Origin of the sequence: Duganella sp. CF458 (assembly GCF_900113115.1) — a bacterium.
In the GTDB taxonomy this organism is placed as follows: Bacteria; Pseudomonadota; Gammaproteobacteria; order Burkholderiales; family Burkholderiaceae_D; genus Rugamonas.
Genome location: NZ_FOOF01000008.1, coordinates 21,972 through 42,999 on the forward strand (window position 1 = coordinate 21,972; position 21,028 = coordinate 42,999).

Genomic DNA, 21,028 nt, shown 5'->3' on the forward strand with positions numbered 1-21,028 from the left:
GCCAGAAGCGTTCCCTCAAAAGCAACTAACCATCATGGCCCCGGTTCGAATGCGATGACATGCTATTTCGCAACTATCCATGCTATATTGCTATTTTGCGATATGTAACTCGTTAGATCGCTCAGGTACCATCGCGCCATAATGAGGATTTCAAGCAATGCCGTGGATTGAAATTGCCCTGCCGGGAGTTTTGCTGGTCGCGAAGTTCTTATTGAAGCTGGTCGTAGATCGGACTGCTACCTTGCCAGATTTTATTTCGGCCATCCTTGCACTTCCGGTAGACATCGTTTTCCTATCAGCATCTCTTCTTGCTGGCCACGTCTTCTCTTCACCCAAGCAACCTTAAGGAGGGCCTTGTACTTTTCCTTGGGTGTATTTGCATTTCCTTAGTCATTGGGTAGAACGATGCGCTCCCCAGGATGGTTCGGCGGGTAAGAATCATCAAATCATTCAACGCGGTGGCGCTCACTAAGAAGTTGGGCTTCCCGATCTTTGAAGTCAGTTCTGGCCTCGACTTCAGTGGCGAAAGTCCTGTCCGACTCGACGCGGTGAATTTCTTTTCCACTGGCGTTCCTCCAACTTAAGGACCAATGCCATCCACGGGGATCGTTCAGAAAAATAGGCCTCGGGTTCGTGAGTTCCATGTTCTTTCCCCTAAAAGAGCCCACCATAACATGGCTTCCACCGTGAATCACGGACCTGCATCAGTGTAAACAGCCCGCGAACCTCACGGATCTTCGCAAGCGTGGCTTCACAGGTGTTTGCGAGCTGACTTGGGCCGCTGGCCCAGTAGCCTATGCGTGTACACGATTCATATTGGGGCGCGGGCGCGCGAGCGCACTACTGCAAGCGGCGCCATAGCGCTTCGCAGAGAAAGTGGCCAGCGTGTGCTCCGTTGGCCTGTGGTGCTGTCGCGCCCCCCCCGATTGTGCACGCTGCGCCTGTCGACGGACACTGCAGGACATGGGCTTCCGCATCGGCGGAAGGTCTTGCCCTAGCGCGCATGAACAATCTGATCCGGGTGCACGATCTCGAAGGATTGGGGCTCACGCCGGCACTGCGGCGGCGGTTCGGTGGTCGACTTGTTCAGGCGGGCGTAACGTTGGTGGCCTTTTCACCCTTGGGGCTGGGGGCGCGTTCGAATGACACGCGCTGATTTTCTGCCAGTGATTTGAATCCCGTCGCCTTGATATCCTGGAAATGGACAAATAGGTCAGGACCGCCTGTGTCGGGGCTAATAAAGCCAAAGCCTTTGGCTTCGTTGAACCATTTAACAATACCGGTTTGCGTAGTCATGATAGAACCTCGTAATAGATGTGGAGAGTCGGGCCTTGCCCGGCGATGCGCGCCAACAAGCAGGGTCAACAAGCGAGGGAATCAGACAGGAGTTGCCAGGCACGGGCAAGACAGGACAGAGACCGCCAATCATTTGCGGTGCTTCATACGCGGTAAGATCAATATACAAGGCTTTGCGCGCCACACCTAGCGCTATTTACACAAAGTCGGCAATCAAGACGAAGTCCTACCATCTTGAAAGATCTGATAGGAATCGCCATCGGCACATGGGCTCGGCGCGTGTTACTGTGGAAGCCCATGCAACGGAAACGCGTGCCTGGCTTGCATGCTGATACTAGACGAAGGAGTGACCTTGTGACGGGTTTGACCAGCGACGAGTGGCAGCAAGTCCGTCGCGTGACCGCTGCAAAGGTTGGCCCAACGGCAGTGAGCAGGCCTTTCCATGCCGTACGGGATGCTCGAACTTTGAGCGCATGAACAATGGAAAAGATCGAAATCATGTCCGATGCGTACGGGGCAGTGCTGCCAAGGCGAAGGCGTGTTCGGACGGCCGCGCAGGCGATCACTGGCGCGACCCGCCCGCCACGCAAAAGTGAGCTGCTGGCGCTTCTGCGGATCGCCAAGGCGCTGTTGTGCGCAAATAGTGTGGAAGCGGCGCTGCGCGCGGTGGCCGAAGGCTTACCCGCGCTGAGGCCGGACGCGGTTTTGCTCATCAGCCATAGCGATAGCTGCTTCTACCTCGATACGCCAGATGGAGGCAGTTGCCTGGAACTCAACCATCGCATGTGCAGCGAGGTGCGCAAGCTAATGGGAAGCGGCACGCTTCCCCTCCCTTTACATGCATTCACGTTGGACAACGGAAGCCACGTGGCGGCCCCCTTCTCGGATGATGTCAACGGAAGCTATATTGCGCTGAGCTGGCAGGTGTCGCCGGAGCAGGCAGTGCAGCAGCAAGCGCTCGCGTTCCTTCCCCGCATCGCGGAACTGGCCGGTGTCCGTCTCAACAACCTCCTGGACCAGTTACATCGTGAAGAAGAAGTGCAGGAGCAATACCACGCCTTTGCTGCGACACAATCGCGTCACATGGAGGAACTGCGGGTGAGCGAGCATGAAAAGGTCGAAGCGCGTGAGCTGGCTGCGCAAGATGAGTTGACCGGCCTGCAGAATCGGCGGGGCTTCCTGGTGAAATCGGAACAATGCTTGTTGATCGCCCGCCGCCAGGAACTGGCGTGCGCAGTAATCTTCGCTGATGTGGACGGGTTGAAGCTGATTAATGACCAACTGGGTCATGCTGCCGGCGATGAACTGATTCGCGACGCGGCCGACATCTTCCACAGCGCGTTCCGGCACGCGGACGTGGTGGGGCGCGTTGGTGGCGACGAATTTGCGGCATTTACGTTTGACAACGCGACGCCGCGTACCATTGTCGAGCGCATCCGCGCCAAGATCGCTGAGTTCAATGCAGGTAGAAAAGGTGGCCTCACGATGTCGCTGAGCATTGGCGTGATCCAATGCGATATCCACAGCGAGGAAACGCTCTCCGAATACCTGGTGCGAGCGGATGAGGAAATGTATCGCCATAAGCGGCAGCGTGGACGGGCGCCACACTAGTACAGCAGGCCAGAATGGGGGGATGTCCGATCCGGAGCGTGAACGCATGGGCTCGACGGGGCGCGCTACTCGGTAGGTACCTTGGCACGCATCGGCGTGCGGCGAGCATCGATGGGGGCACAGAGAACGCGCTCGATGACGTGGAGGGGAATGCAGCGAGACAGTAAATAGCGCTGAGCGCCCGCAATCCCGACGATCGAGCTCAGGACAATGCCGTATTGCACAATAGCGGCGGTCCAGACGTCTTCACGCCGCGTGATCTCGGATTTCTCGTTCATTGCGCACTCCTTTCGCATGAGTAAAGTATTGCACAACGACCGGCTATTACTACGCCATTATGCGTGACGACAACACAGGGCTTCTTGCCCCCCCCCGCAGCATTGCGAGGAGCACTGCAAGGAGCGATGTGGGCGGTCGCCATACGGGGACGGCGCACAATCAATGGTTGGTTTTCTGCGGCTTACTGGCCGGATGACGCACTTGCAGACAATCCTGGCCAACAAATGCACCTCCCTTGATGTCATTGCGGAACAGGTCGAGCCATGAGGTACTGTCACTGATCAGGTACTGCCTGGTCTGCCCCGTTGATTTGCGCCGCACGGTCAATTCGCCCTGCAATCCCGGCACTTCATCGGTCTTGGGATCCGTCGTGTCCGTAGCGCTGAGAGAAAAGTCTGCACGGATCAAGCGATTGCTGCGCAAGATCCTCTGAAATTCGGCAACGTCTTCTGCTTCGATCAGTTCCATACAACCTCCTAATTTGATCCTGCCTATTCAGTATAGGCCTAAGCGCCGCTGTACCGATGGGAAGTCACATCGGCCAGCTTGCTCTGCATGGTGTGTGATGCGTTTAGTTCGACATGGTGTGACGCGGGAGACTGACCGTAAACACGCAGCCAATATCCGGTAGGTCACGCACGCTGAGGCGCTCACCGTTCTCTGCAACGAATTGCGTCGCGATCGTGAGGCCAAGCCCGAGGCCGGAGCGGTCTAAGCTGCCCTGCTCAAGCGACTGGAACGTACATGCGTATAGTTGGACGCGTTCCGCAGCAGATGGACGACGGTGCCGAGCAACATCGGGCGATGCCCTTGAATAGCCAGTTGCCGATCGAGCGGCAGGACCTGCCGCCGGCCTTCCTTCGCGAAAGCTACCAGTGATGCGCTCGGTCCCACTTCGGCGACGAACTCGGCGAGTAAAAACAGATCGCTTTGGTGGTGGAGGTACTCGTCGTGGACGACATCAATGGTGCCGTTGATCAGACTTTCCATTCCGTCGACACTGTGGTTCAGAATGCTGCAAGTTGCAGCGGGTTGTGGGAAGTGGCCCGCTTTTCAGGCTGCAAACGCCAATTTCGCCGTCCCGAGGAGGTTGCGCAGTTCAATAAAAAAGAAGTCCATGCGCTTGTTTTCCGCGGCATCGTGCCGGTCGGATTCAACGACGTCATGTTGTTGGCTAAAGGCGGTGACAGCATGTGTAATGGCATCATCAAGGCAACGACTCAGCGTACGGAATTCGTCGACCGAGAAAGGCGCAGCACACTCGACCGCGAGTGTGGTGATGACTTGGCGCAAGTCGCCGTAGTTGGGGACCATTTCGTCCACGGTAAATCTCAGGCCCAGCATGTCTTCGCCGTGTAGCCTTGCCGGCGTCCCGATGTCCGCGTTCACGGCACCTGCGTCATGTCGGCTGCCATACGCATCGCTACCGAAAGCGTACTCCGGTTGCACCGAGCGCAACGTGTGAACCAACTGGTCCAGAAACAGCGACACGCCATGCAGCAGTTGGTCTTCAGTCGCGGGCTGATGTGGGGTAATCATGCTTCGGTAGCGCGCAATAAATTCCGTGCAATCGTTCGTTAGGAAATCGCGCAACATGCCGGTGTCCTTCCTGGCCCCGGGACCTGACGGAAATGGAGCGCGCAATCGAACCGTCGAATGGTGGACCGGGCGCCCGCTTCCGCAGCGCGGAGGCACCTATGTGCGCCGCATCGGTGGCGGCTCGCGGCCTAGGCCAACGGCACATGGTTTGCTGCCGCTGGCAACGGCGAACTAGGCGTCCGACGAAGAATCTAGCTCGTCATCAAGTGACTTCACATGCATTCTCGTGATGTGATTCAGTGCAATGAATGCGATTGCTTGCGCGAGGCGATCGGTCCCTGGGTGTGCATCCACCTGCAAGTACGTGCGATCAGTATCCCATTGAAGAATGGAGTCCACCAAGTCAGTGCACATTGGTGCGCTGGGTAGCGCCATGTAGACAAGGCCGATGCTGCCATCTGACCGACAGTAAGTAGCCTTCCATTGCAGCATGTGTTCCATTGATTCCTCTCGACGCAAGAAAATGCAGTCGCGGCGCGCTAGTAATGACTGGTGCATTGGGGGCGGGTGCACCGTGGAGTACAACATTCATAAGGCGCCAATGGCTGGCAAGCGCAGAACCTGCATTCATTATACGTGTGGAGTGCTTCGGTTGCCTGGACCCATTCTTCCGCGCATAACAGGTCGCTGGCGTCGATGCCAAAGTTGGGTGGCATGGGTGCCAAGGCCGAATGCGCCAACGAACGTTGGTGCCTGGATTGGTGCGTGCGCATTTTTCGCAAGGTTCGAGGTGAACTGTTTTGCCGGAGCGTATAGTGGAGCAAGGTGCAGCTCCAGCGGCATTTGCTGCACAGTTGGTCTTGGGCTGGTAATAATGGCGGTCCCGACGCCATCCGCAGGTATCTGGCTGCATTGCCGGCCAACGCAAGCGACTACGCCACGCGTGTGGAACCATCGGGACGCGCAGGCCACCGTGGACGGGGTCGCCAGCTTGTACACCTAGGCGTGCTGCTTGCGCAGTGACGTTCAGTGAATGCGCCGGGCACGGCGTCCGCGTGGTTGGTTGCGGGTAAATATGTTTGCTGGTGTCTGCCTGACGGACGCGAACGATGGCGCGTGAGACGGCGGAGAATGGCGGGCGGGAGTACCGTCGCGCCACGCGTCCGTGCCTGAGGGGAGGCTTCGATGTCGATCGCAACGTGGGTGTTGCTGGGCGGGTTGATTCTGATCGCGATGATGCTGATCGGAACGCTGGTGACGCGCTTGCCGCTTAGTGGCGCGATGATCTACCTGGGGCTTGGCGTCTTGCTCAGCCCGTATGGCTTTGGCGTCTTGGATCTGGACCCCATTGCGCAAAGTGCCCCGCTGGAACTGGTCGCTGAGGCCGCGCTGCTGATCTCCTTGTTTTCTGTTGGATTGAAGCTCGAGGTGCCGATTCTTGATCGCCGATGGATCGCACCGTATCGCCTTGCCTTCCTGTCGATGGTGGTCACGGTAGGCGCGATCGCCGCCATCGGGATGTTTGGCATGGGGTTGCCGCCTGGTATGGCAGTCTTGCTTGGGGGGATTCTGGCACCTACTGACCCGGTATTGGCATCGGCGGTCCAATCCCGGCCAGGGGATGAACATGATTCGATGCGTTTTAGCTTGGCCGGGGAGGGCGCACTCAATGATGGCACGGCGTTTCCGTTGGTCTTGTTGGGGCTAGGGATAATGCGACTACACGATCTGGGCGACTGGGGATGGTCCTGGTGGTTAGTGGATGTCTTGTGGTCGACGATCGGCGGCATGTTGATGGGGACGTTGATCGGCGCGCTACTGGGGAAGCTGGTCATCCACTTACGTACCAGACACCACAGCGCGATTGGCATGGATGAATTTCTATCGCTTGGCGTGATCGCCGTTGCGTTTGGTGCGGCCCAGAGCTGCCTGGCATCAGGCTTCTTGTCGGTCTTCTTCGCAGGCCTGGCGTTGCGGCGCGCACGCAATTTTCCGCTGGCGGGCACGATGCCGCTGCCCCGGATTCCCAGTGCGCACGGGCACGACGCAGAAGATCCCGCGACCCATTCACATCACGCCAGTGGTGCCATGACACGGGCCGTCCTCGGATTCAATGAACAACTTGAACGGATCGCCGAACTTGGCATGGTCATGATGATTGGCGCCATGTTGCCCTCGGTTGGCAGCTTCATCAACCTGTGGTGGTTTGTACCCCTGATGTTCCTGGTCGTGCGCCCGGCGTCGGTTTTGCTTGGGATGGCTGGTGCCGGCGTGCCCCTGTACAGGCAGGTCCTGGTCGGTTGGCTCGGCATTCGGGGGATTGGCTCCTTTTATTACCTGGTGTTTGCCTTGAATCACGGCGTCGCCGAGGTGTTCGCACCAGAGTTGGTGAGTTTGACATTGGGTACGGTGGCTGCCTCGATTCTCGCCCATGGGATCACGGTGCAGCCGTTAATGACCTGGCACGAGCGGCATCCCGTGAAATAAACAGTCTGTTGTGGCGCGGCGCGTTGGCGCGACATGTACCGGTGCCTGGGGAGCGCGGAGCAGATAACGTTTCAATGATGGCGAGCGCGCAATTGCTGGGCGATGATCAAATGATTGGCCGAGGCGCGACGCCTGCACCATTCGCCAAAGAGCACCCGCTGCAACGTCGATTCGTCAATGCGTTGGTTGCGCAGGAATTCGACAGCATAGCGCCAGCCATGGGTACGTACCAGTTCGATCGCATGGTTCAGATGGCGAAACTGCTGGACGTCGTGCCGTCGATCAGAATAGATGGTTCTCATGATACCCCTCCCTGTACATGGAAATGCAGTTTGGATCTGGAAGTCGTCAGCAATGAGCCCAAGTCGACCTATCCAGCAAACGCAATCCATGTCCAAAAGGGATCCGCACTGCGAACTTACCAGACTAGCACATTGCGTATGCTCCAGCGATTGGGATTCTATATTGCGCCTGCTGGTAAGCGACCTGTGTTAGCGCGGGCGTGAGCCGGACCACGTCATGCTCCCTGCAACGAGGTGCAACGTTTCAGCAAACGTCAAGCAGTCAATGTTCGCGTGGAGCGAGTACGCCCTGTGGCCGACGTGGTGCATGGTGCGCCTGGTGGCAAGACCGTCACGGAGGCTTGATCGGAGAGCGGCGCTTTCAGCGCGTGGGATTGGCTGATGTGCGATCACAGTCGCGTGGTGGCGCGATCCAGGTATGCGCGATGCAGAAGGTAGGAAGAGCGTGCTGGTAGAAAAGTGGCCATGCCTCGCACCTGCGGGATACCATGTTGCGCCGGCCCCGCGTTGGTTTGTGGTGCAGGCGCTTGCAGCTTCTGTATGCGGGAGTCGGCGTCTTCAAACCGGTGGCAAATGATCCCAGTGTCTAACCGGAATTGGCTTGAAGGGTGACCGACTGGGTCCGGGCGACCGCGTGCGCGAAGCTAATGCGCATGGCGGCGCACATGAGACCGTCGGCAGCAGCCATTGTCCGCACCCGACGTCGGTTCGCTTGCGCGCGGCGCGTGGCAAGGTCCCGCGCAGCGGCATGTTCGAACACGGCGTTCCTACGCTGAAAGGTGGATGCCTGCGACGCCCTGGCGGTGCGATGCAGTTGGTGCAGGATCAAGCATCGTGCATTGGCCTGCGCCAGGGCACACCTGCACCAAACCATGCATTGAAGCGTCGCGTGCCGTCGCGGATACATGGCAACGTTGGTGAGTACGACGGGAAGTTGTTGGAAATGAGCGACTGGTTGGCGACGAGAATGGGGCGATGGGTGTAGATTGCTAGGATGTCACGTCGATTCGATCATGCCACTGCGGTCAAGATTTCGGCAGCCTTGGCTGCCAGGGCCGCGTTTGGTGAACGGTTTGCCTACAATTCAGCGCACTTGGCCGGGCTGCTGTTGCCTTTGGTAAAAAAGGTATTTGTCCGCCCGGTGTGGCAAACGCGCGAGCGCCAGTCCATTGCCAGGCCACTGCCTGGCCGGCGGGTTGCAGGCAAACGTTCCTGACAAAGCATCGTTTGCATGGTGGGTGCAGCATAGACAGCAAGCGCCGGCCGGAATTGGTGGGGCCTGTTGGCAGGCATTCCGTTCGCATGAGGTATCCCGGCATCTCCGCCCGTTTCGGACTACCATACGACTAACAGCAACGTTACTGGGCCGGAGGCAGATGATGGCCATTACCAATGCAATCCGGTATAAAGGTTTCTTCCTGGACTGCGAACCCGTTCAACAGGGTAACGCGTGCTTCGTGGCACAGGTCATCATCAGCCGTGAATGTGGTCAGGCATTGGACGAATATGCATTCCATGACCTCTGGGTGGCGAGCGCGGCGGCGGAAGCGGTGTCCTATGCCAAGGCATGGGGCCGGGAGTGGATCGACGACCATCTCCAAGAGGCCGACGCGTGCGCCCGTTTAAGCGTACACTCAGTGTGAGTCACCAAACAGGAGAACCGTCATGAAAGATTCTGGACCGGAATTCTCCTTCCGCGGCTTGCCACTGAGCGCCGAACAGGAATCTGAAATTCAACACTACATTCACCAACGGAAAAAGCGCGGCTTGCGGCCGGATGTTGAAGAGCTGCGCGCCATGGTGCACGACATGCTGGAGCCCCCCGCTAGCGAGAATCCAGGTGAGCGGGCAGAAGCGGACGGCGCACATGCCGACGCGGAACGCGCTGCCGGCCTGGTCGACAACGGCGGCGACCCGATCACCGCGCGCGAAGAACGCACGGCTGCCCGTGAGGCCGAAGCGATGAAGCATTCAACGTCGTAAGGGCTCGGCCTGCGGGTGCTGCGCGGAGGAGTGACAGTAATGTTCCACCATCGACACATCGATGGTGCATGAGAGTGTCGACCAGCATTGCAAGCTATGTGTATTAGTGTAGGCGATTCCGAAACCATTAGGTGAACGTCGCTTGTGAGCGTATAGTGGGTAACAGGTACCCAGCCAACATTCTCAGTTTGTGCCGGTCTTCCTCAGCATTGCAGCGTGACAGCGCAATCGCGTCAAAGCCCCTCAACGCCGTGAAGTGGTGTATTTCTGCGACTGGTACGCTGATGTCGTGCCGCGCCGGAAAGGTGGGTCTGCTCGTTGCTAACGCCCTTCCGAGTCTGTTCCTGAACGCGAGCGAAGGAGTGCGCCATGCGCCGACATTCAACATCGTGGTTCCAGGGATGGAAAATTCTGCTGAGGTGTGCCGAATTCAGGTGCCAGGACGGATCGCTGAAGTTCGCGTCCACCGCCATCCTCAAACATAGAGCGCCGACGGCGGATTGCACGAGCCTTCAGTGGCCGGGCAAGATGACGCGATCGATTGTTTTTCCGCAGGACGCATTCGGCTCCTGTGAAGACGCCAATATCGATGCGATGGCGAAGGCCCGACGTCAAATCCTGGTAATGAATGGGAGCACGGATAGCCGTGGGAGAAAGATTATGGACAGTGCGGACAACACAGATGCGCGTCAGGAGTCCGATGAAAGCCTGGCTGCGCAATATGAGATCTCGTTCGATGGGAAAAGGTACGCATTCCGGCAGCACCGCTACGACGTGTTCCTGGATGCCTTGCGCTATGCGATCGCGGAACACGCCAAAGAAGGCTTCTTGCAGGACGAGGCGTTCCAACCGAGCTGGGTGGCCGCATACCGGCCCACCGACGAAGACGAAGGCACGATGAGAGTGCATGGTATTGACTATATCGAGGGCCACTTCCTTTACGGTGGCTATCGATACGGTCAACTGTGTGACGCGGTCGCGTTTGCCGCCGAACATCCGAACTTGTAGGGCCGTGGTCGCGAAGGAGCGCCGGTATGGAGCAGTATCTGCAATGGATGGCCGAAGGATTGCTTGCGTTGAGCTGGTGGAAGCTGCTGCTGATCGGGCTGGTGATGACGCATGTGACGATCGTCGCGGTGACGGTCTACCTGCACCGGTGCCAGACGCATCGTTCGCTGACATTGCGCCCGCTCGTGGCCCATTGTTTCCGCTTCTGGCTATGGCTGACGACAGGGATGGTGACGCGCGAGTGGGTGGCGGTGCATCGTTGCCACCACGCCCATTGTGAAACCGAGAAGGATCCGCACAGCCCGGTGGTCGTCGGGATCAACCAGGTTCTGTGGCGTGGGGCTGAACTGTACCGGGACGCGACAAGTGACCCCACGCTGGTGGATCGCTACGGCGGTGGGGGACCGGCTGATTGGCTGGAACGACGGATCTACGGCCGCTACACTTGGCAAGGCGTCGGCTTGCTGCTACTGATCGAACTGGTCTTATTCGGGGCGCCAGGTTTGACGCTGTGGGCTTGCCAGATGATGTGGATTCCGTTCCTGGCCGCCGGGGTTGTCAACGGCTTGGGGCACTTTGCCGGCTACCGCAATTACGACTGCAAGGAGGCCGCCACCAACATCGTTCCGTTTGGCCTGCTGATTGGCGGGGAAGAGCTGCACAACAACCATCACACTTTCCCGACTTCTGCAAAATTCTCGGTTCGCTGGTTCGAACTCGATATCGGCTGGGCCTATATCAGCCTGTTGCGGTGGTTACGCTTGGCAACGCTGCGCCAGCCGCCAGAGCGCTTGAGGCGATGCGCAGGGCAGTTCGTGCCGACTCCGGTGACCTTGACGCTGGTACTGGGCAATCGTGCAGTGCTGATGCGCGAACTGACAGTCCTGACTTTGGACGTGTATCGGGCTGAACGCATGGGACTGGCGCAGATGATCCCCCACGCGGCGTTGGTCCAGACGAAGCGCTTGCTGCGGCGCGCACCGTGTCGGCTCACCGGAACGCAAAAGGTGGAGCTGGAACTGGTGATCGTACACAGCACACGACTCAATACCATGCATGTAGCGCGGCAGGCGCTGGAGAAGTTATGGGAACGTTCGCCGGCAACGCAGGAAGAACTCCTGACAGTCCTGCAAACCTGGTGCGTGGATGCGGAGCGTTCGGGTCCGCGCCCCTTGCAGCGATTTGCCCGGCAATTGGCAAGTTATGGGTAGTGATATGAATCTTGCATTGATCCACTCAACGGCGTGCCGGGAATTGCTCAATGAAGGAGACCTGGAGGACGCTGTGCGCTATTGCATCGCCCAAGGCATTGAACCACCGGTCCCGCCATGCACTAGGCTCTCCACCGCCTACGAGCGGTGCGTGGACGTGGCAAAAGAAACCTTGTCAGACTACGGTTGGTGGGAGAAACGATTAAAGGTCCGCAGTACGCGTGAACGCAGGCAAGCTGAAATGCAGGAAAAATCAGTTGCGAAGTCCCGGTCGCCCTCCGGTGCGGCCACACGCTGATGCGATCACTTACGCCAGCTGGCGCCGGCCTGGCGATGTCTTGGCGAGATGGGTCCCGCAGTGCTCCAGCGTCCAAGGAACGATTCCAAGGTACGCGGGCCTGGCGTACATCGTGTGCCGAGACGGATGCATTCAACCCATGTGGCAGTCGCGTGGCGCCTGCGCCGAGACACGGGGGGCAGGTGCTCGATAGTGTGAGCGTGGCGTTCGACGAGGGCCAGAAGTCCCGCAGCAATGGGGCGCGACGTCACGAAGGAGCCGGATGTGCAACGCTATCGTGGTTACGAAATTGACTGTTCGACCGTCAGGGCGACTTTGGGCAAGCCTAGCGCAAAATGGTACTGCCGATTGAGCATCAGGAAAGTCGGTGATCCAATCCCGACGCGATACCAAGTAACAGTGATTGCCTGGACCATGCGCTCGGCGAGTGTGCTCGGCCTGCATCGTGCGAAGGAGCGCATCGATGATGCGCTCGGAATCGAAATGCCTGCTTGAGATCCTCCCCGCGTTCAGTGACCAGAGTGGTAGGGCGCGGCACTGGTTAATGCAACATGCGGTAGCGCTGTGTTCCGGGGCTGCCGGCGGTACCGATCGCGCGAAGAGGGAGGACGTAACGCTGCTTGCGGGCGAAAGACGAGCGCCGGGAGAAGGCGGCATGCGATCTCTACTAGGTCGAGACTCTGCTGCCAAAGCGCGATCAACGCAAGCAATTCTTCCAAAGCTACGGGCTTCGTCAGGCGGGATACCATGTGTGCGTGTGCCATGGCTTCTCGACTACCGGGGCCATCCCAACCGGTCCATGCAACAATGGGAAGTTCAGCGCATTGGGGAAGGGCATGCATGGCAATCGCGGTTTCATAACCATCCATGTCAGGCATTTGGATGTCGAGGAACACGATATCCGCAGGCCAGATGGCGAGCAAGGCTACCGCTGAAGCGCCGTCATAGGCGACCCTATGGTCGATGTGATGGAGACTCAGAAACTGGGAAACCATGTCGACGGCATCCTTGTTGTCGTCGACCAGCAGCACCCGGGCTTTGATGTGATTCATGGCTCTGTCCTTGCGTCATCGCGACTCCTTCGCGACGGGCTAGAGAGAGGAAATGGCTTAATGGGCTGGAAATTTAGGTTACACGAATCGTGTCATGGGCTCCGCACGTATCGAGGTGACGCATGATGAAAAAGCCGGATGCTAACGAGAGATTGGGCAAGGCGTAGCGGCGTTGCCCTATACCCGGCCGAAGTTCGCCCGGTGTCTGCTCATTTGCGCCGCAGGTTACGTTTGAACAGGAGGGGCGTCGGGGCATTTTCGGGAAAGATGTCGTAGTGCCCAATGCGCCCCGTGGGGCGAATCTTCAGGGTTTTTCCCTTCCCGTCGACCATGTGGCGCGCGTGAAGTAGATTCAAATGATGCGCAGAGTGCGCGATCTTCAGGTTGTGTTGGCAAACGTCGTGTCCAGGTGCGAGGCGGGCGAAGGCGCAGGCGTCGCCCAGGCAATCGTAGCGATAAGTACCATAGAAATAATGTCCTGCAATAAATACGATACCGAACTGCTGCATCAGCAGAAGATCGTCGGCTGAAGGTGACGAAACTCGCTTCGCGGGTACAGCCTGTGTTGAAGGTGGCGCACTGGAAGGGTGAATGAGCATGAGCTGCGCGTAATTGTAGGCGTCGACAAAGTTCTCGTACGCGTAGCCACGATACAGGTAGTTTCGCCCATTGAACCGGATAGAGCCTGGGCCAGAACCAAATGTGCCTGTCGCACGTCGATAGTAGTGATAAGTTGCCATGCCAACACACTAGCTGCGTCGTCGCTGTTCCTGCAGCGCCCGCATCAGACAAATTGCCACGAAAGCGGAGAATTCAGTGTACGCCCATTCGCAGCTTTTCGCTTGGCGGCGCTGACGTGTCTCGCTGTGCTAGCGACCGCTAGAACATTCCACATCTCACGGCAGGTATCAGCGCTACTGTCGGCGGCCATGGCCTGCGGAGGGTGGGACGACGGTGCCAGGGAAGATTGGCTCATTGTCGCAGGTGGCTTCGATCTTGACTGGCGTCGCGTGGTTGGCTGGTCGACGTAGCCCACCATGCCATGTCAGTGTCGGACGCCGACCCGTACGCGGATGGCACATCGGGCGCCCTTACGCGCCCATAACATGATGTCGCCGTCCGCATTCGTAGGGGAACGGCGGCAAACAGGAAGGACAAGTAGTGAAGGTACATGTTGCTAGCTATTGATTCAAATGTTCCGGGGCGAATTTCTCGGCCTGAATGGGGGCGCCGATTTTTACGCGAAGGACGTCAAGGGCTTGCTACGAGAAGGGAAGATTTCGCTAAGACTTTTTCTTGACGCATGTGCTGAGGACGGCGTCGAGCCGCGTAAGAGTTTTTCGGGTAAGTTTTCTCTGCGGGTGGATCCGCCGATCCACGAGGCCGTCGCCATCGCCGCCGCCGCGCATGGCAAGAGCCTCAGTCAATGGGCAGAGGACGTCCTAAGTAAGGCGGCGCTCGCCTAGAGTGTCATGAGTAGCTAACTGAGGTGTACTGTCAATGGTGGACATTCTCGTCTCAAGCTGCCAGCGCTTCTTTGTTGAATTCCGCCGCAAAGCGCGCTGGCGATTTGTAGCCAAGGCGCGAGTGGCGCCGTTGACGGTTGTAGAAAATCTCGATGTATTCCGTGATTGCCGCCTGCGCTTCAGCCCTGCCGGGATACTCGAGGCGTGACGCACTAGTTGCTATGCATCCAGGTTCGTGTCGGCGTCTGGCGCGCATCGGCGCTGGCAACAATTCCGTACTGTGCAGCCAGGTTCGATGGGCAGAATAGGCTGGGACAGAGCGCACGTCAATGGCTGGTCTTGTGCTCCTAATTTGTCGGATAGCGCACTTGCAAAGTCCCATAAACGCGCCGGCCTCGATGTCATTGCGAAACAGGTCGAGCCACGAGGTGCTGTCACTGATCAGGTATTGTTTGGTCTGTCCAGTCGATTCTCGCCGCACCGTTTTCGCCCTGCAATGCCGCCACTTCATCGGTCTTCGGATCTGTCGTGTCCGTAGCGCTGAGAGAAAAGTCTGCACGAAGCAAGCGATTCCTTCGTAAAATCTTCCGAAACTCGGCAATGTTTTCTGCTTCGAGCAGTTCCAAACATCCTCCCAAAGTGATGCGGCATCACGACGCGGAGTACTGACGTGTTTGCTGCCGGGAACTAGGCGTCGGACGATGAGTCTATCTGGTCATCAAGCGACTTCACGCGCATGTTTGTGATGTGATTAAGCGCAAAGAATGCGATCGCTTGCGCAAACCGATCGGTTTCTGGCGGCGCGTCTAGTTGAAAGAATATGTGATACGTATCCCATTGAAGAATGGAGTCCATCAGGTCAGTGCATAGTGGTTCGCTGGGCAGCGCAATGAAGACCAGTCCGGTGCTTCCATCTGAGCGGCAATAGGAGGCTTTCCACTGCAGCATGCTTTCCATCGGTTTGTCCCAGCGATCGAATCCACCATTCCAGTATATCCAGCAATGGTCCGTTTGCACGGCTCGTCCTGGCTGCGTGATAACTGGGGCGACGATGGATCGACGAACCTCTCCAGCGGGCCGATGCGTTCGGAGGATTAGGCGTACACTCTTTATGAGTCAACGATCAGGAGACCGTCATGAGTAAAAATGGACCGGAGTTCACCTTTCGCGGTTTGCCTCTAAGTCCCGAACAGGAATCTGAACTCGAACACTATGTCCATCTAAGGCGAAGACGCGGTTTGCCGCCCGACGTTGCAGAACTGCGCGCTATGTTGCGGGACATGTTGGAGCCGCCCGCTACCGAAAGTCCTAACGAGAGGGATGAAACCGAAGGCGCGCACGATGATGCGGAACGCGCCGCAGGGCGGGTTGACCACGGTGGCGATCCAACCTCTGCGCTTGAAGAGCGCACTGCCGCGCGTGAGGCAGAAGCCATGAAACATTCGACGCCATAAGGGACCGTTCACAGGATTCCGCTGCGTGAGATGGTCCGGCTTTCGCTCGTTGCGTGATGGCTTTGCGATCACCGGGTGATAGCGGATTCGCGCGACGCCGAATTCATTAGGTGAATCTCGCTTGTAGGGGTATATTGGGTAGCAGGTACCCAGCCAACATCAGGTTTTGTGCCGGTCTTCCTCAGCATTGCAGCGTGACAGCGCAATCGCGTCAAAGCCGATCATCGTCGTGAAATGGTATTGCACTTGCGTCTGGCACGCCGTTGTCGTGCCGCGCGGGGAAGGAAAGCTTGCTCGTTGCCTCTCCCTTCCGAATCTGTTCCTGACCGCGAGCGAAGGAGTGCGCCGTGCGCCAACATGCAACAACGTGGTTCCAGGGGTGGAATATCCTGCTCAGGTGCGCTGAGTTCAGGTGCCAGGACGGTGGAGTGAAGTACGCCTCGACAGCCATACTCAAACATATGCCACCATCGCCGGATTGCACCAGCCTTCAATGGCCGGACAGCATGAGGCGAACGATTGTTTTTCCGGAAGACGCGTTCGGTTCCCGAGCGGAGGCCAACACCGATGCGATGTCAAAAGCCCGGCGTCAGATCCTCGTATTGAATGGGGGTAGGGATAGGTTAGGGAGAAAGATCATCGAAAGCACGCCCGACATAAGTACGCAGCAGGAATCGGATGAAAGCCTGGCGGCACGGTATGCGATCTCGTTCGATGGGAGGCGGTACGCGTTTCGGCAGCACCATTACGATGTGTTTCGGGATGCCTTGCATTATGCAGTCGCAGAACACGCCAAAGCCGGCTTCTTGCGCGATGATGGGTTCCGACCGAGTTGGGTGGCGGCGTATCACCCAACCGACGAAGACGAAAGCATGATGAAACTACATGGCATCGCCTATATCGAGGGCCATTTTCTATATGGAGGCTATCGGTATGACCAATTGTGTGACGCGATCGCGTTTGCTGCCGACCACCCGAACTTGTAGGCCCAGGATCGTCAAGGAGCACCGGTATGGAGAGGTATCCGCAGTGGGTGGCTGAGGGTCTTCTTGCCTTAAGCTGGTGGCAGCTATTGCTGATCGGACTGGTGACTACGCACATGACGATCGTCACGGTGACGATCTATTTGCATCGGTGCCAGACCCATCGCTCCCTGAAGCTGGAGCCGATCATGGCACATTGCTTCCGCTTCTGGCTGTGGCTGACGACGGGGATGGTGACACGGGAATGGGTGGCGGTGCATCGTTGCCATCACGCCCATTGCGAAACGGAGAAAGATCCGCACAGTCCAATCGTGCTCGGTATCCATCAGGTTTTGTGGCGCGGGGCTGAACTTTACCGCGACGCGGCAGTCGACCTTGCCATGCTGGATCGCTTCGGTCGTGGTGGTCCTGCAGACTGGCTGGAACAACGGATTTATGGCCGGTATACGTGGCAAGGCGTGGGTTTGCTGCTGCTGATCGAACTGGGATTGTTTGGGGCGCCGGGCCTGACGCTGTGGGCCTTCCAGATGATGTGGATTCCGTTGCTGGCCGCCGGTGTTGTCAACGGTTTGGGTCACTATGCCGGCTACCGCAATTACGACTGTAAGGAAGCTGCAACCAATATCGTTCCGTTTGGCCTGCTGATCGGCGGGGAAGAGCTGCACAACAATCATCACACCTTTCCGACTTCGGCAAAGTTTTCGGTCCGCTGGTTCGAGCTGGATATCGGCTGGGCGTATATCAGCATGTTGCTCTGGTTGCGGCTGGCGTCGCTCCGGCACCCCCCGCAGCGTTTAATGCGATGCGCAGGACAGTTCGCGCCGACTTTGGCGACTTTGAAGCTGGTATTGGGCAATCGTGCGATATTGACGCGCGAGCTGACGGTCCTGACGCTGGATGTATTTCAGGCTGAGCGTGCAAGCCTGGCGAAACTGGTCCCGCATGCGACCTTGGTCCGGACGAAGCGCCTGTTGCGCCATGCACCGTGGCGGCTCACGCACGCGCAAAGGGCGGACCTGGAGCAGGTGACAGTGCAAAGTGCGCGGCTCGATGCCATGCACGTGGCGCGGCAGGCACTCGAGAAGATATGGGAGCGTTCGCCGGCAACGCAAGAGGAACTTCTGACAGGCTTGCGGGCCTGGTGCGCGAATGCAGAGCGTTCCGGCCCGCGTCCCCTGCAGCGCTTTGCCAGGCATTTGGCGAGTTATGGATAGAGACATGAACCTTGCACTGCTTCACTCGACTGCCTGCCGGGATCTGCTCAACGAGGGCGACCTGGAGGATGCGGTACGCTATTGCATCGCCCATGGCATTGAACCGCCGGTCCCGCCATGCTCCAAGGCCGCTCCCGATTACTTGCGATGCGTGGAAGTGGCAAAGGAAACCTTGTCAGACTATGGCTGGTGGGAGAAACGGTTGAAGGTCCAGCACACGCGCGGACGAAAGCAAACGGAAATGCGGGAATGCTCAGGCATGAAGCCTCGATCACCTTCCGTGAGGCCTCGCAGTTGATTCCATCTTTTTAACGCCTGCCGTCAGGGCGGGCTTCGCCGGCGTCGCAGCTTGGCCGCCCGTCGAAGGCTGCGCGGATTGTCAGGAAGGACTGACGTTGGTGGCCTTTTCGCCTTTGGGGCCAGGGCTGCGCTCGAACGAGACGCGCTGGTTCTCAGCGAGCGACTTGAAACCAGTCGCCTGAATGTCCTGGAAATGGACGAACAGGTCTGGCCCACCCGAGTCCGGGGTGATGAAGCCGAAGCCTTTGGCTTCGTTGAACCATTTAACGATTCCGGTTTGCGTAGTCATGATAAGTCCTCAAGAAATGTAGAGTCAGGCCGTTTCCGGCGATATGCGGCAACGAGCAGGGTCAACAAGTGAGGGAATCAGACGGGAGTCGCCAATGGTGGCGAAACAGGAGAGAGACCGGCAATTCTCTAGCGGTGCTGGATACGCGGTAAGTCCTATATACATGCCTTTCCAGCGAACCCCTAACGATTTCTACAAAACGCTTGTCAGCTCTGCCGGGTGACGAGTTTGTTGGCCGATACACGATGGCACTGCCACTCTCCAAACAGCACACGCTGGAGCGTGGATTCGGCGATCCGGTGGTTGCGCAAGTACACGACCGCATAGCGCCAGCCGTGGGTGCGCAGCAGGTCGAGCGCATGTTGCAGGTGGCGAAACTGGACCTGGTTGAGCCGGCGGTCGGCATAGGTGGTATCCATGGTGTCCTCGCATAGCATCAGTTTTCCAAACTACGACGTTAGCACGTCCTGCATGCTCGGGCCATCGGGATTTCATATCGAGGTCGCCCCAGATCAGGGTAATGGCAATATGGGCAGGAAAGAAGACCGACACGTGCGCGGGAATAGGCCCACACTCAGTGCAGGCTGCAATTCAGCAGAAGCACCTTGGAAATTCGGGACTGGAACTTTCTTTCCGCGCGCTGCGGCAGAGTGTCGATGGCGGCGATCCGATGGAGTCCGAAGCCATGCAGCATCAACGAACTTTGCCTATTGGGGCAGCGATGGACGAACGCCAAAGAAGCTCTGGCATTGGTATGGCGCAGGCAGTGGCGCGCGGCGTCACCATCCAGTCGGTGCGCAATCGGGCGCGGGCGCAGAAGTCCATGGAATACAGGCGCGTTCCTGCTGGCTTAGTGGCGCGAGTCGTCGACACGCCCTGGTTGCTCTATCACTCCGTCCTCCGCGCCGCCGACCAGGCACGGCGGAGGAATAGCATGGAGGGCGACGCACCGTGAGAAAGCATCGGGAGGAAACACGGCAACTCGGACCGGCCCAGTTGCGTATCCTGTTGAAACTGGCGCGCGACCTGCTCCAGACAGACGAGGCGCAAGGTTCGCTGGCACTGATCGGCCGCGCGGTAGCGGAAGCGGTCCGGTTCGACTCAGCTTTATTGCTTTTGCGCAGCGATCGGATGGAGCTCGTGGAGTTCGACAGTCACGGTATCGCGCATACGGCCGGCGCGGACCATCCGCTGTACCGCGCCGCCGTGCGCACGACCGCCGCTGTGGTAGGCGCTGCGGAAGTACAGCCTAACGGCGAACAGCCGCGTGAGGACGAAGGGTTGCGCACGCTGGTGCTGGCCGTGCCGGCGCACGCGGCAGCGGTGGTCCTCGCAGTGGGCTGGAATCATGATGTGGATACAACAGCGCGGAATTCATACAGGCGCTCGCTCTCATACATTCTGCAGTTGGCTGGCGCGGCACTGGGAAAAATCGAGTCGCAGACTTCACTCGAACGGCTTCTGCGCGCGCAACGCCAGGAACTTGCTGACACATCAGTGAGCCATGCCGAAGAATTGAAGCAACGGGACGAGGCGGTCAGCGAAATGCGGATGCTATCGTTGACCGACGTCTTGACGGGCCTGTACAACCGGCGCGGCTTCTTCCAGCAGGCCGAACAGATCTATAAGCTTGCGCGGCGCAAGCGCACAAAGAGCGCCGTTATCTTCGCTGACATTGATGGCCTCAAGCGAGTGAACGATGAACTGGGTCACGAGGCTGGCGACGCCATGATCCGGGATGCCGCGCTGGTGTTCCGCCAATCGTTTCGCCATGCCGATGTTGTGGCACGCCTCGGGGGCGACGAGTTTGTCGCGTTCACCCTTGACGACGAGCGGCCGGAGGTCATCCTGGCGCGTATTGAAGCCAACCTGCGCGCATTCAACTTGATGCAGGAGCGGCAGTATTGTGTTTCGATCAGTGCCGGCGTCGTGCTGGTCGATTCCTGCGCGGAGCGGACCCTGTCGTATTACGTCCTGCTGGCAGACGAACAAATGTACGCGCAAAAACGGAGTCGCTTGCATTGAAAGATTGTAGTTCTTTAGTTCGGCCCGCTGACCTGCCGCAATTCCCTTGCGGAATGCATGTATCTCGACCCTCGCGCACTACGCGCCACGGCCACGCAGGTCGCGTTGTCGCAGCCCGCGCGAAATGGTGCTAAAGACGCTGTTGCGCAAAATGAAATTCGGTTTCATTCCACCTTTATTGAAAAATGGATCATTCAGTAATTCGTTTGATTTTTGTCAAACTCCAGTTAC

Annotated in this window: 25 protein-coding genes and 1 pseudogene; 13 read left to right on the forward strand and 13 right to left on the reverse strand. The window is 58.3% G+C overall.

Going from position 1 to position 21,028, the window contains the following annotated elements:
- Nucleotides 1-157: 157 nt before the first annotated feature.
- Nucleotides 158-346, forward strand: coding sequence for a hypothetical protein (locus BM269_RS29065; RefSeq protein ID WP_139232733.1), 189 nt, complete (start codon nucleotides 158-160; stop codon nucleotides 344-346).
- Nucleotides 347-1,086: 740 nt separating this feature from the next.
- Here the strand turns inward: BM269_RS29065 and BM269_RS13480 are convergent.
- A complete protein-coding gene (locus BM269_RS13480; protein ID WP_090437538.1) occupies nucleotides 1,087-1,296 on the reverse strand; it encodes a cold-shock protein in 210 nt (69 codons plus the stop codon).
- Between the two features lie 480 nt (nucleotides 1,297-1,776).
- On the opposite strand from BM269_RS13480, the gene BM269_RS13485 reads away from it, so the two are divergent.
- Nucleotides 1,777-2,907 (forward strand): GGDEF domain-containing protein, encoded by a 1,131-nt coding sequence (locus BM269_RS13485; RefSeq protein ID WP_090437539.1) that lies wholly within the window; start codon nucleotides 1,777-1,779, stop codon nucleotides 2,905-2,907.
- A gap of 65 nt (nucleotides 2,908-2,972) precedes the next feature.
- Here BM269_RS13485 and BM269_RS13490 read toward each other — a convergent pair whose 3' ends face one another.
- The 4 genes from BM269_RS13490 to BM269_RS13505 form a co-directional block, all read right to left on the reverse strand.
- Nucleotides 2,973-3,185 (reverse strand): hypothetical protein, encoded by a 213-nt coding sequence (locus tag BM269_RS13490; protein WP_090437540.1) that lies wholly within the window; start codon nucleotides 3,183-3,185, stop codon nucleotides 2,973-2,975.
- 160 nt (nucleotides 3,186-3,345) lie between these two features.
- On the reverse strand, nucleotides 3,346-3,654 hold the full coding sequence (locus BM269_RS13495) for a hypothetical protein (protein WP_090437541.1): 309 nt from the start codon (nucleotides 3,652-3,654) through the stop codon (nucleotides 3,346-3,348).
- A 243-nt stretch (nucleotides 3,655-3,897) separates the two neighbouring features.
- On the reverse strand, nucleotides 3,898-4,176 hold the full coding sequence (locus tag BM269_RS13500; RefSeq protein ID WP_090437542.1) for a hypothetical protein: 279 nt from the start codon (nucleotides 4,174-4,176) through the stop codon (nucleotides 3,898-3,900).
- A gap of 63 nt (nucleotides 4,177-4,239) precedes the next feature.
- Nucleotides 4,240-4,782 (reverse strand): hypothetical protein, encoded by a 543-nt coding sequence (locus tag BM269_RS13505; protein WP_090437543.1) that lies wholly within the window; start codon nucleotides 4,780-4,782, stop codon nucleotides 4,240-4,242.
- 1,128 nt (nucleotides 4,783-5,910) lie between these two features.
- Between BM269_RS13505 and BM269_RS13515 the strand changes: the two genes are divergently transcribed.
- The gene (locus tag BM269_RS13515) at nucleotides 5,911-7,212 is read left to right on the forward strand and encodes a cation:proton antiporter (protein ID WP_090437545.1); all 1,302 of its coding nucleotides are present in this window, start codon (nucleotides 5,911-5,913) and stop codon (nucleotides 7,210-7,212) included.
- Nucleotides 7,213-7,283: 71 nt separating this feature from the next.
- Here the strand turns inward: BM269_RS13515 and BM269_RS13520 are convergent, their stop codons facing one another.
- The gene (locus BM269_RS13520) at nucleotides 7,284-7,514 is read right to left on the reverse strand and encodes a hypothetical protein (RefSeq protein WP_090437546.1); all 231 of its coding nucleotides are present in this window, start codon (nucleotides 7,512-7,514) and stop codon (nucleotides 7,284-7,286) included.
- 1,376 nt (nucleotides 7,515-8,890) lie between these two features.
- Between BM269_RS13520 and BM269_RS13530 the strand changes: the two genes are divergently transcribed.
- The 4 genes from BM269_RS13530 to BM269_RS13545 all read left to right on the forward strand — a co-directional run bounded on the left by BM269_RS13530 (nucleotide 8,891) and on the right by BM269_RS13545 (nucleotide 11,716).
- Nucleotides 8,891-9,157: a hypothetical protein gene (locus BM269_RS13530; protein ID WP_090437548.1), complete on the forward strand. Its 267-nt coding sequence runs from the start codon at nucleotides 8,891-8,893 to the stop codon at nucleotides 9,155-9,157.
- Between the two features lie 22 nt (nucleotides 9,158-9,179).
- The gene (locus BM269_RS13535; RefSeq protein WP_090437549.1) at nucleotides 9,180-9,497 is read left to right on the forward strand and encodes a hypothetical protein; all 318 of its coding nucleotides are present in this window, start codon (nucleotides 9,180-9,182) and stop codon (nucleotides 9,495-9,497) included.
- Between the two features lie 369 nt (nucleotides 9,498-9,866).
- Nucleotides 9,867-10,505 carry a hypothetical protein gene (locus tag BM269_RS13540; RefSeq protein ID WP_090437550.1) on the forward strand — a complete coding sequence of 213 codons (639 nt, stop codon included), beginning with the start codon at nucleotides 9,867-9,869 and terminating at the stop codon, nucleotides 10,503-10,505.
- A gap of 26 nt (nucleotides 10,506-10,531) precedes the next feature.
- Complete coding sequence (locus BM269_RS13545) at nucleotides 10,532-11,716, forward strand: DesA family fatty acid desaturase (protein ID WP_090437551.1); 1,185 nt, start codon at nucleotides 10,532-10,534, stop codon at nucleotides 11,714-11,716.
- A gap of 807 nt (nucleotides 11,717-12,523) precedes the next feature.
- Here the strand turns inward: BM269_RS13545 and BM269_RS13555 are convergent.
- A complete protein-coding gene (locus BM269_RS13555) occupies nucleotides 12,524-13,066 on the reverse strand; it encodes a response regulator (RefSeq protein WP_090437553.1) in 543 nt (180 codons plus the stop codon).
- A 209-nt stretch (nucleotides 13,067-13,275) separates the two neighbouring features.
- The gene (locus tag BM269_RS29070; RefSeq protein WP_139232734.1) at nucleotides 13,276-13,806 is read right to left on the reverse strand and encodes a hypothetical protein; all 531 of its coding nucleotides are present in this window, start codon (nucleotides 13,804-13,806) and stop codon (nucleotides 13,276-13,278) included.
- 453 nt (nucleotides 13,807-14,259) lie between these two features.
- On the opposite strand from BM269_RS29070, the gene BM269_RS13560 reads away from it, so the two are divergent.
- Nucleotides 14,260-14,532: a type II toxin-antitoxin system HicB family antitoxin gene (locus BM269_RS13560; protein WP_090437941.1), complete on the forward strand. Its 273-nt coding sequence runs from the start codon at nucleotides 14,260-14,262 to the stop codon at nucleotides 14,530-14,532.
- 52 nt (nucleotides 14,533-14,584) lie between these two features.
- Here the strand turns inward: BM269_RS13560 and BM269_RS29075 are convergent.
- The 3 genes and pseudogenes from BM269_RS29075 to BM269_RS13570 form a co-directional block, all read right to left on the reverse strand.
- Nucleotides 14,585-14,719: pseudogene (locus tag BM269_RS29075) on the reverse strand (IS3 family transposase); the annotation flags it as partial.
- A 247-nt stretch (nucleotides 14,720-14,966) separates the two neighbouring features.
- Nucleotides 14,967-15,158 (reverse strand): hypothetical protein, encoded by a 192-nt coding sequence (locus tag BM269_RS29080; RefSeq protein WP_139232735.1) that lies wholly within the window; start codon nucleotides 15,156-15,158, stop codon nucleotides 14,967-14,969.
- 61 nt (nucleotides 15,159-15,219) lie between these two features.
- Nucleotides 15,220-15,489 (reverse strand): hypothetical protein, encoded by a 270-nt coding sequence (locus BM269_RS13570; RefSeq protein WP_139232736.1) that lies wholly within the window; start codon nucleotides 15,487-15,489, stop codon nucleotides 15,220-15,222.
- 179 nt (nucleotides 15,490-15,668) lie between these two features.
- Between BM269_RS13570 and BM269_RS13575 the strand changes: the two genes are divergently transcribed.
- The 3 genes from BM269_RS13575 to BM269_RS13585 all read left to right on the forward strand — a co-directional run bounded on the left by BM269_RS13575 (nucleotide 15,669) and on the right by BM269_RS13585 (nucleotide 18,183).
- On the forward strand, nucleotides 15,669-15,986 hold the full coding sequence (locus BM269_RS13575) for a hypothetical protein (RefSeq protein ID WP_090437556.1): 318 nt from the start codon (nucleotides 15,669-15,671) through the stop codon (nucleotides 15,984-15,986).
- A 428-nt stretch (nucleotides 15,987-16,414) separates the two neighbouring features.
- Nucleotides 16,415-16,972: a hypothetical protein gene (locus BM269_RS13580; protein ID WP_139232737.1), complete on the forward strand. Its 558-nt coding sequence runs from the start codon at nucleotides 16,415-16,417 to the stop codon at nucleotides 16,970-16,972.
- 26 nt (nucleotides 16,973-16,998) lie between these two features.
- Nucleotides 16,999-18,183 carry a DesA family fatty acid desaturase gene (locus BM269_RS13585; protein WP_090437558.1) on the forward strand — a complete coding sequence of 395 codons (1,185 nt, stop codon included), beginning with the start codon at nucleotides 16,999-17,001 and terminating at the stop codon, nucleotides 18,181-18,183.
- A 379-nt stretch (nucleotides 18,184-18,562) separates the two neighbouring features.
- On the opposite strand, the gene BM269_RS13590 is transcribed toward BM269_RS13585, so the two are convergent.
- Nucleotides 18,563-18,772 (reverse strand): cold-shock protein, encoded by a 210-nt coding sequence (locus tag BM269_RS13590; RefSeq protein WP_090437559.1) that lies wholly within the window; start codon nucleotides 18,770-18,772, stop codon nucleotides 18,563-18,565.
- A 206-nt stretch (nucleotides 18,773-18,978) separates the two neighbouring features.
- Nucleotides 18,979-19,191: a hypothetical protein gene (locus tag BM269_RS13595; RefSeq protein ID WP_139232738.1), complete on the reverse strand. Its 213-nt coding sequence runs from the start codon at nucleotides 19,189-19,191 to the stop codon at nucleotides 18,979-18,981.
- 158 nt (nucleotides 19,192-19,349) lie between these two features.
- Here BM269_RS13595 and BM269_RS13600 point away from each other — a divergent pair, with 158 nt between their 5' ends.
- Both BM269_RS13600 and BM269_RS13605 read left to right on the forward strand, forming a co-directional pair.
- Nucleotides 19,350-19,727, forward strand: a complete 378-nt coding sequence (locus BM269_RS13600) for a hypothetical protein (RefSeq protein ID WP_139232739.1) — start codon at nucleotides 19,350-19,352, stop codon at nucleotides 19,725-19,727.
- A 41-nt stretch (nucleotides 19,728-19,768) separates the two neighbouring features.
- Nucleotides 19,769-20,797 (forward strand): GGDEF domain-containing protein, encoded by a 1,029-nt coding sequence (locus tag BM269_RS13605; protein ID WP_229204642.1) that lies wholly within the window; start codon nucleotides 19,769-19,771, stop codon nucleotides 20,795-20,797.
- Nucleotides 20,798-21,028: the final 231 nt, after the last annotated feature.

Coding starts and splice junctions, on each gene's coding strand:
- BM269_RS13560 (WP_090437941.1), top strand. CDS start 14,260: ATGTTCCGGGGCGAATTTCTCGGCCTGAATGGGGGCGCCGATTTTTAC.
- BM269_RS13520 (WP_090437546.1), bottom strand. CDS start 7,514: ATGAGAACCATCTATTCTGATCGACGGCACGACGTCCAGCAGTTTCGC.
- BM269_RS13485 (WP_090437539.1), top strand. CDS start 1,777: ATGGAAAAGATCGAAATCATGTCCGATGCGTACGGGGCAGTGCTGCCA.
- BM269_RS13540 (WP_090437550.1), top strand. CDS start 9,867: ATGCGCCGACATTCAACATCGTGGTTCCAGGGATGGAAAATTCTGCTG.
- BM269_RS13595 (WP_139232738.1), bottom strand. CDS start 19,191: ATGGATACCACCTATGCCGACCGCCGGCTCAACCAGGTCCAGTTTCGC.
- BM269_RS13515 (WP_090437545.1), top strand. CDS start 5,911: ATGTCGATCGCAACGTGGGTGTTGCTGGGCGGGTTGATTCTGATCGCG.
- BM269_RS13575 (WP_090437556.1), top strand. CDS start 15,669: ATGAGTAAAAATGGACCGGAGTTCACCTTTCGCGGTTTGCCTCTAAGT.
- BM269_RS13590 (WP_090437559.1), bottom strand. CDS start 18,772: ATGACTACGCAAACCGGAATCGTTAAATGGTTCAACGAAGCCAAAGGC.
- BM269_RS29070 (WP_139232734.1), bottom strand. CDS start 13,806: ATGGCAACTTATCACTACTATCGACGTGCGACAGGCACATTTGGTTCT.
- BM269_RS13535 (WP_090437549.1), top strand. CDS start 9,180: ATGAAAGATTCTGGACCGGAATTCTCCTTCCGCGGCTTGCCACTGAGC.
- BM269_RS13555 (WP_090437553.1), bottom strand. CDS start 13,066: ATGAATCACATCAAAGCCCGGGTGCTGCTGGTCGACGACAACAAGGAT.
- BM269_RS13480 (WP_090437538.1), bottom strand. CDS start 1,296: ATGACTACGCAAACCGGTATTGTTAAATGGTTCAACGAAGCCAAAGGC.
- BM269_RS13530 (WP_090437548.1), top strand. CDS start 8,891: ATGATGGCCATTACCAATGCAATCCGGTATAAAGGTTTCTTCCTGGAC.
- BM269_RS13495 (WP_090437541.1), bottom strand. CDS start 3,654: ATGGAACTGATCGAAGCAGAAGACGTTGCCGAATTTCAGAGGATCTTG.
- BM269_RS29065 (WP_139232733.1), top strand. CDS start 158: ATGCCGTGGATTGAAATTGCCCTGCCGGGAGTTTTGCTGGTCGCGAAG.
- BM269_RS13500 (WP_090437542.1), bottom strand. CDS start 4,176: ATGGAAAGTCTGATCAACGGCACCATTGATGTCGTCCACGACGAGTAC.
- BM269_RS13545 (WP_090437551.1), top strand. CDS start 10,532: ATGGAGCAGTATCTGCAATGGATGGCCGAAGGATTGCTTGCGTTGAGC.
- BM269_RS13505 (WP_090437543.1), bottom strand. CDS start 4,782: ATGTTGCGCGATTTCCTAACGAACGATTGCACGGAATTTATTGCGCGC.
- BM269_RS13490 (WP_090437540.1), bottom strand. CDS start 3,185: ATGAACGAGAAATCCGAGATCACGCGGCGTGAAGACGTCTGGACCGCC.
- BM269_RS13585 (WP_090437558.1), top strand. CDS start 16,999: ATGGAGAGGTATCCGCAGTGGGTGGCTGAGGGTCTTCTTGCCTTAAGC.
- BM269_RS13570 (WP_139232736.1), bottom strand. CDS start 15,489: ATGGAAAGCATGCTGCAGTGGAAAGCCTCCTATTGCCGCTCAGATGGA.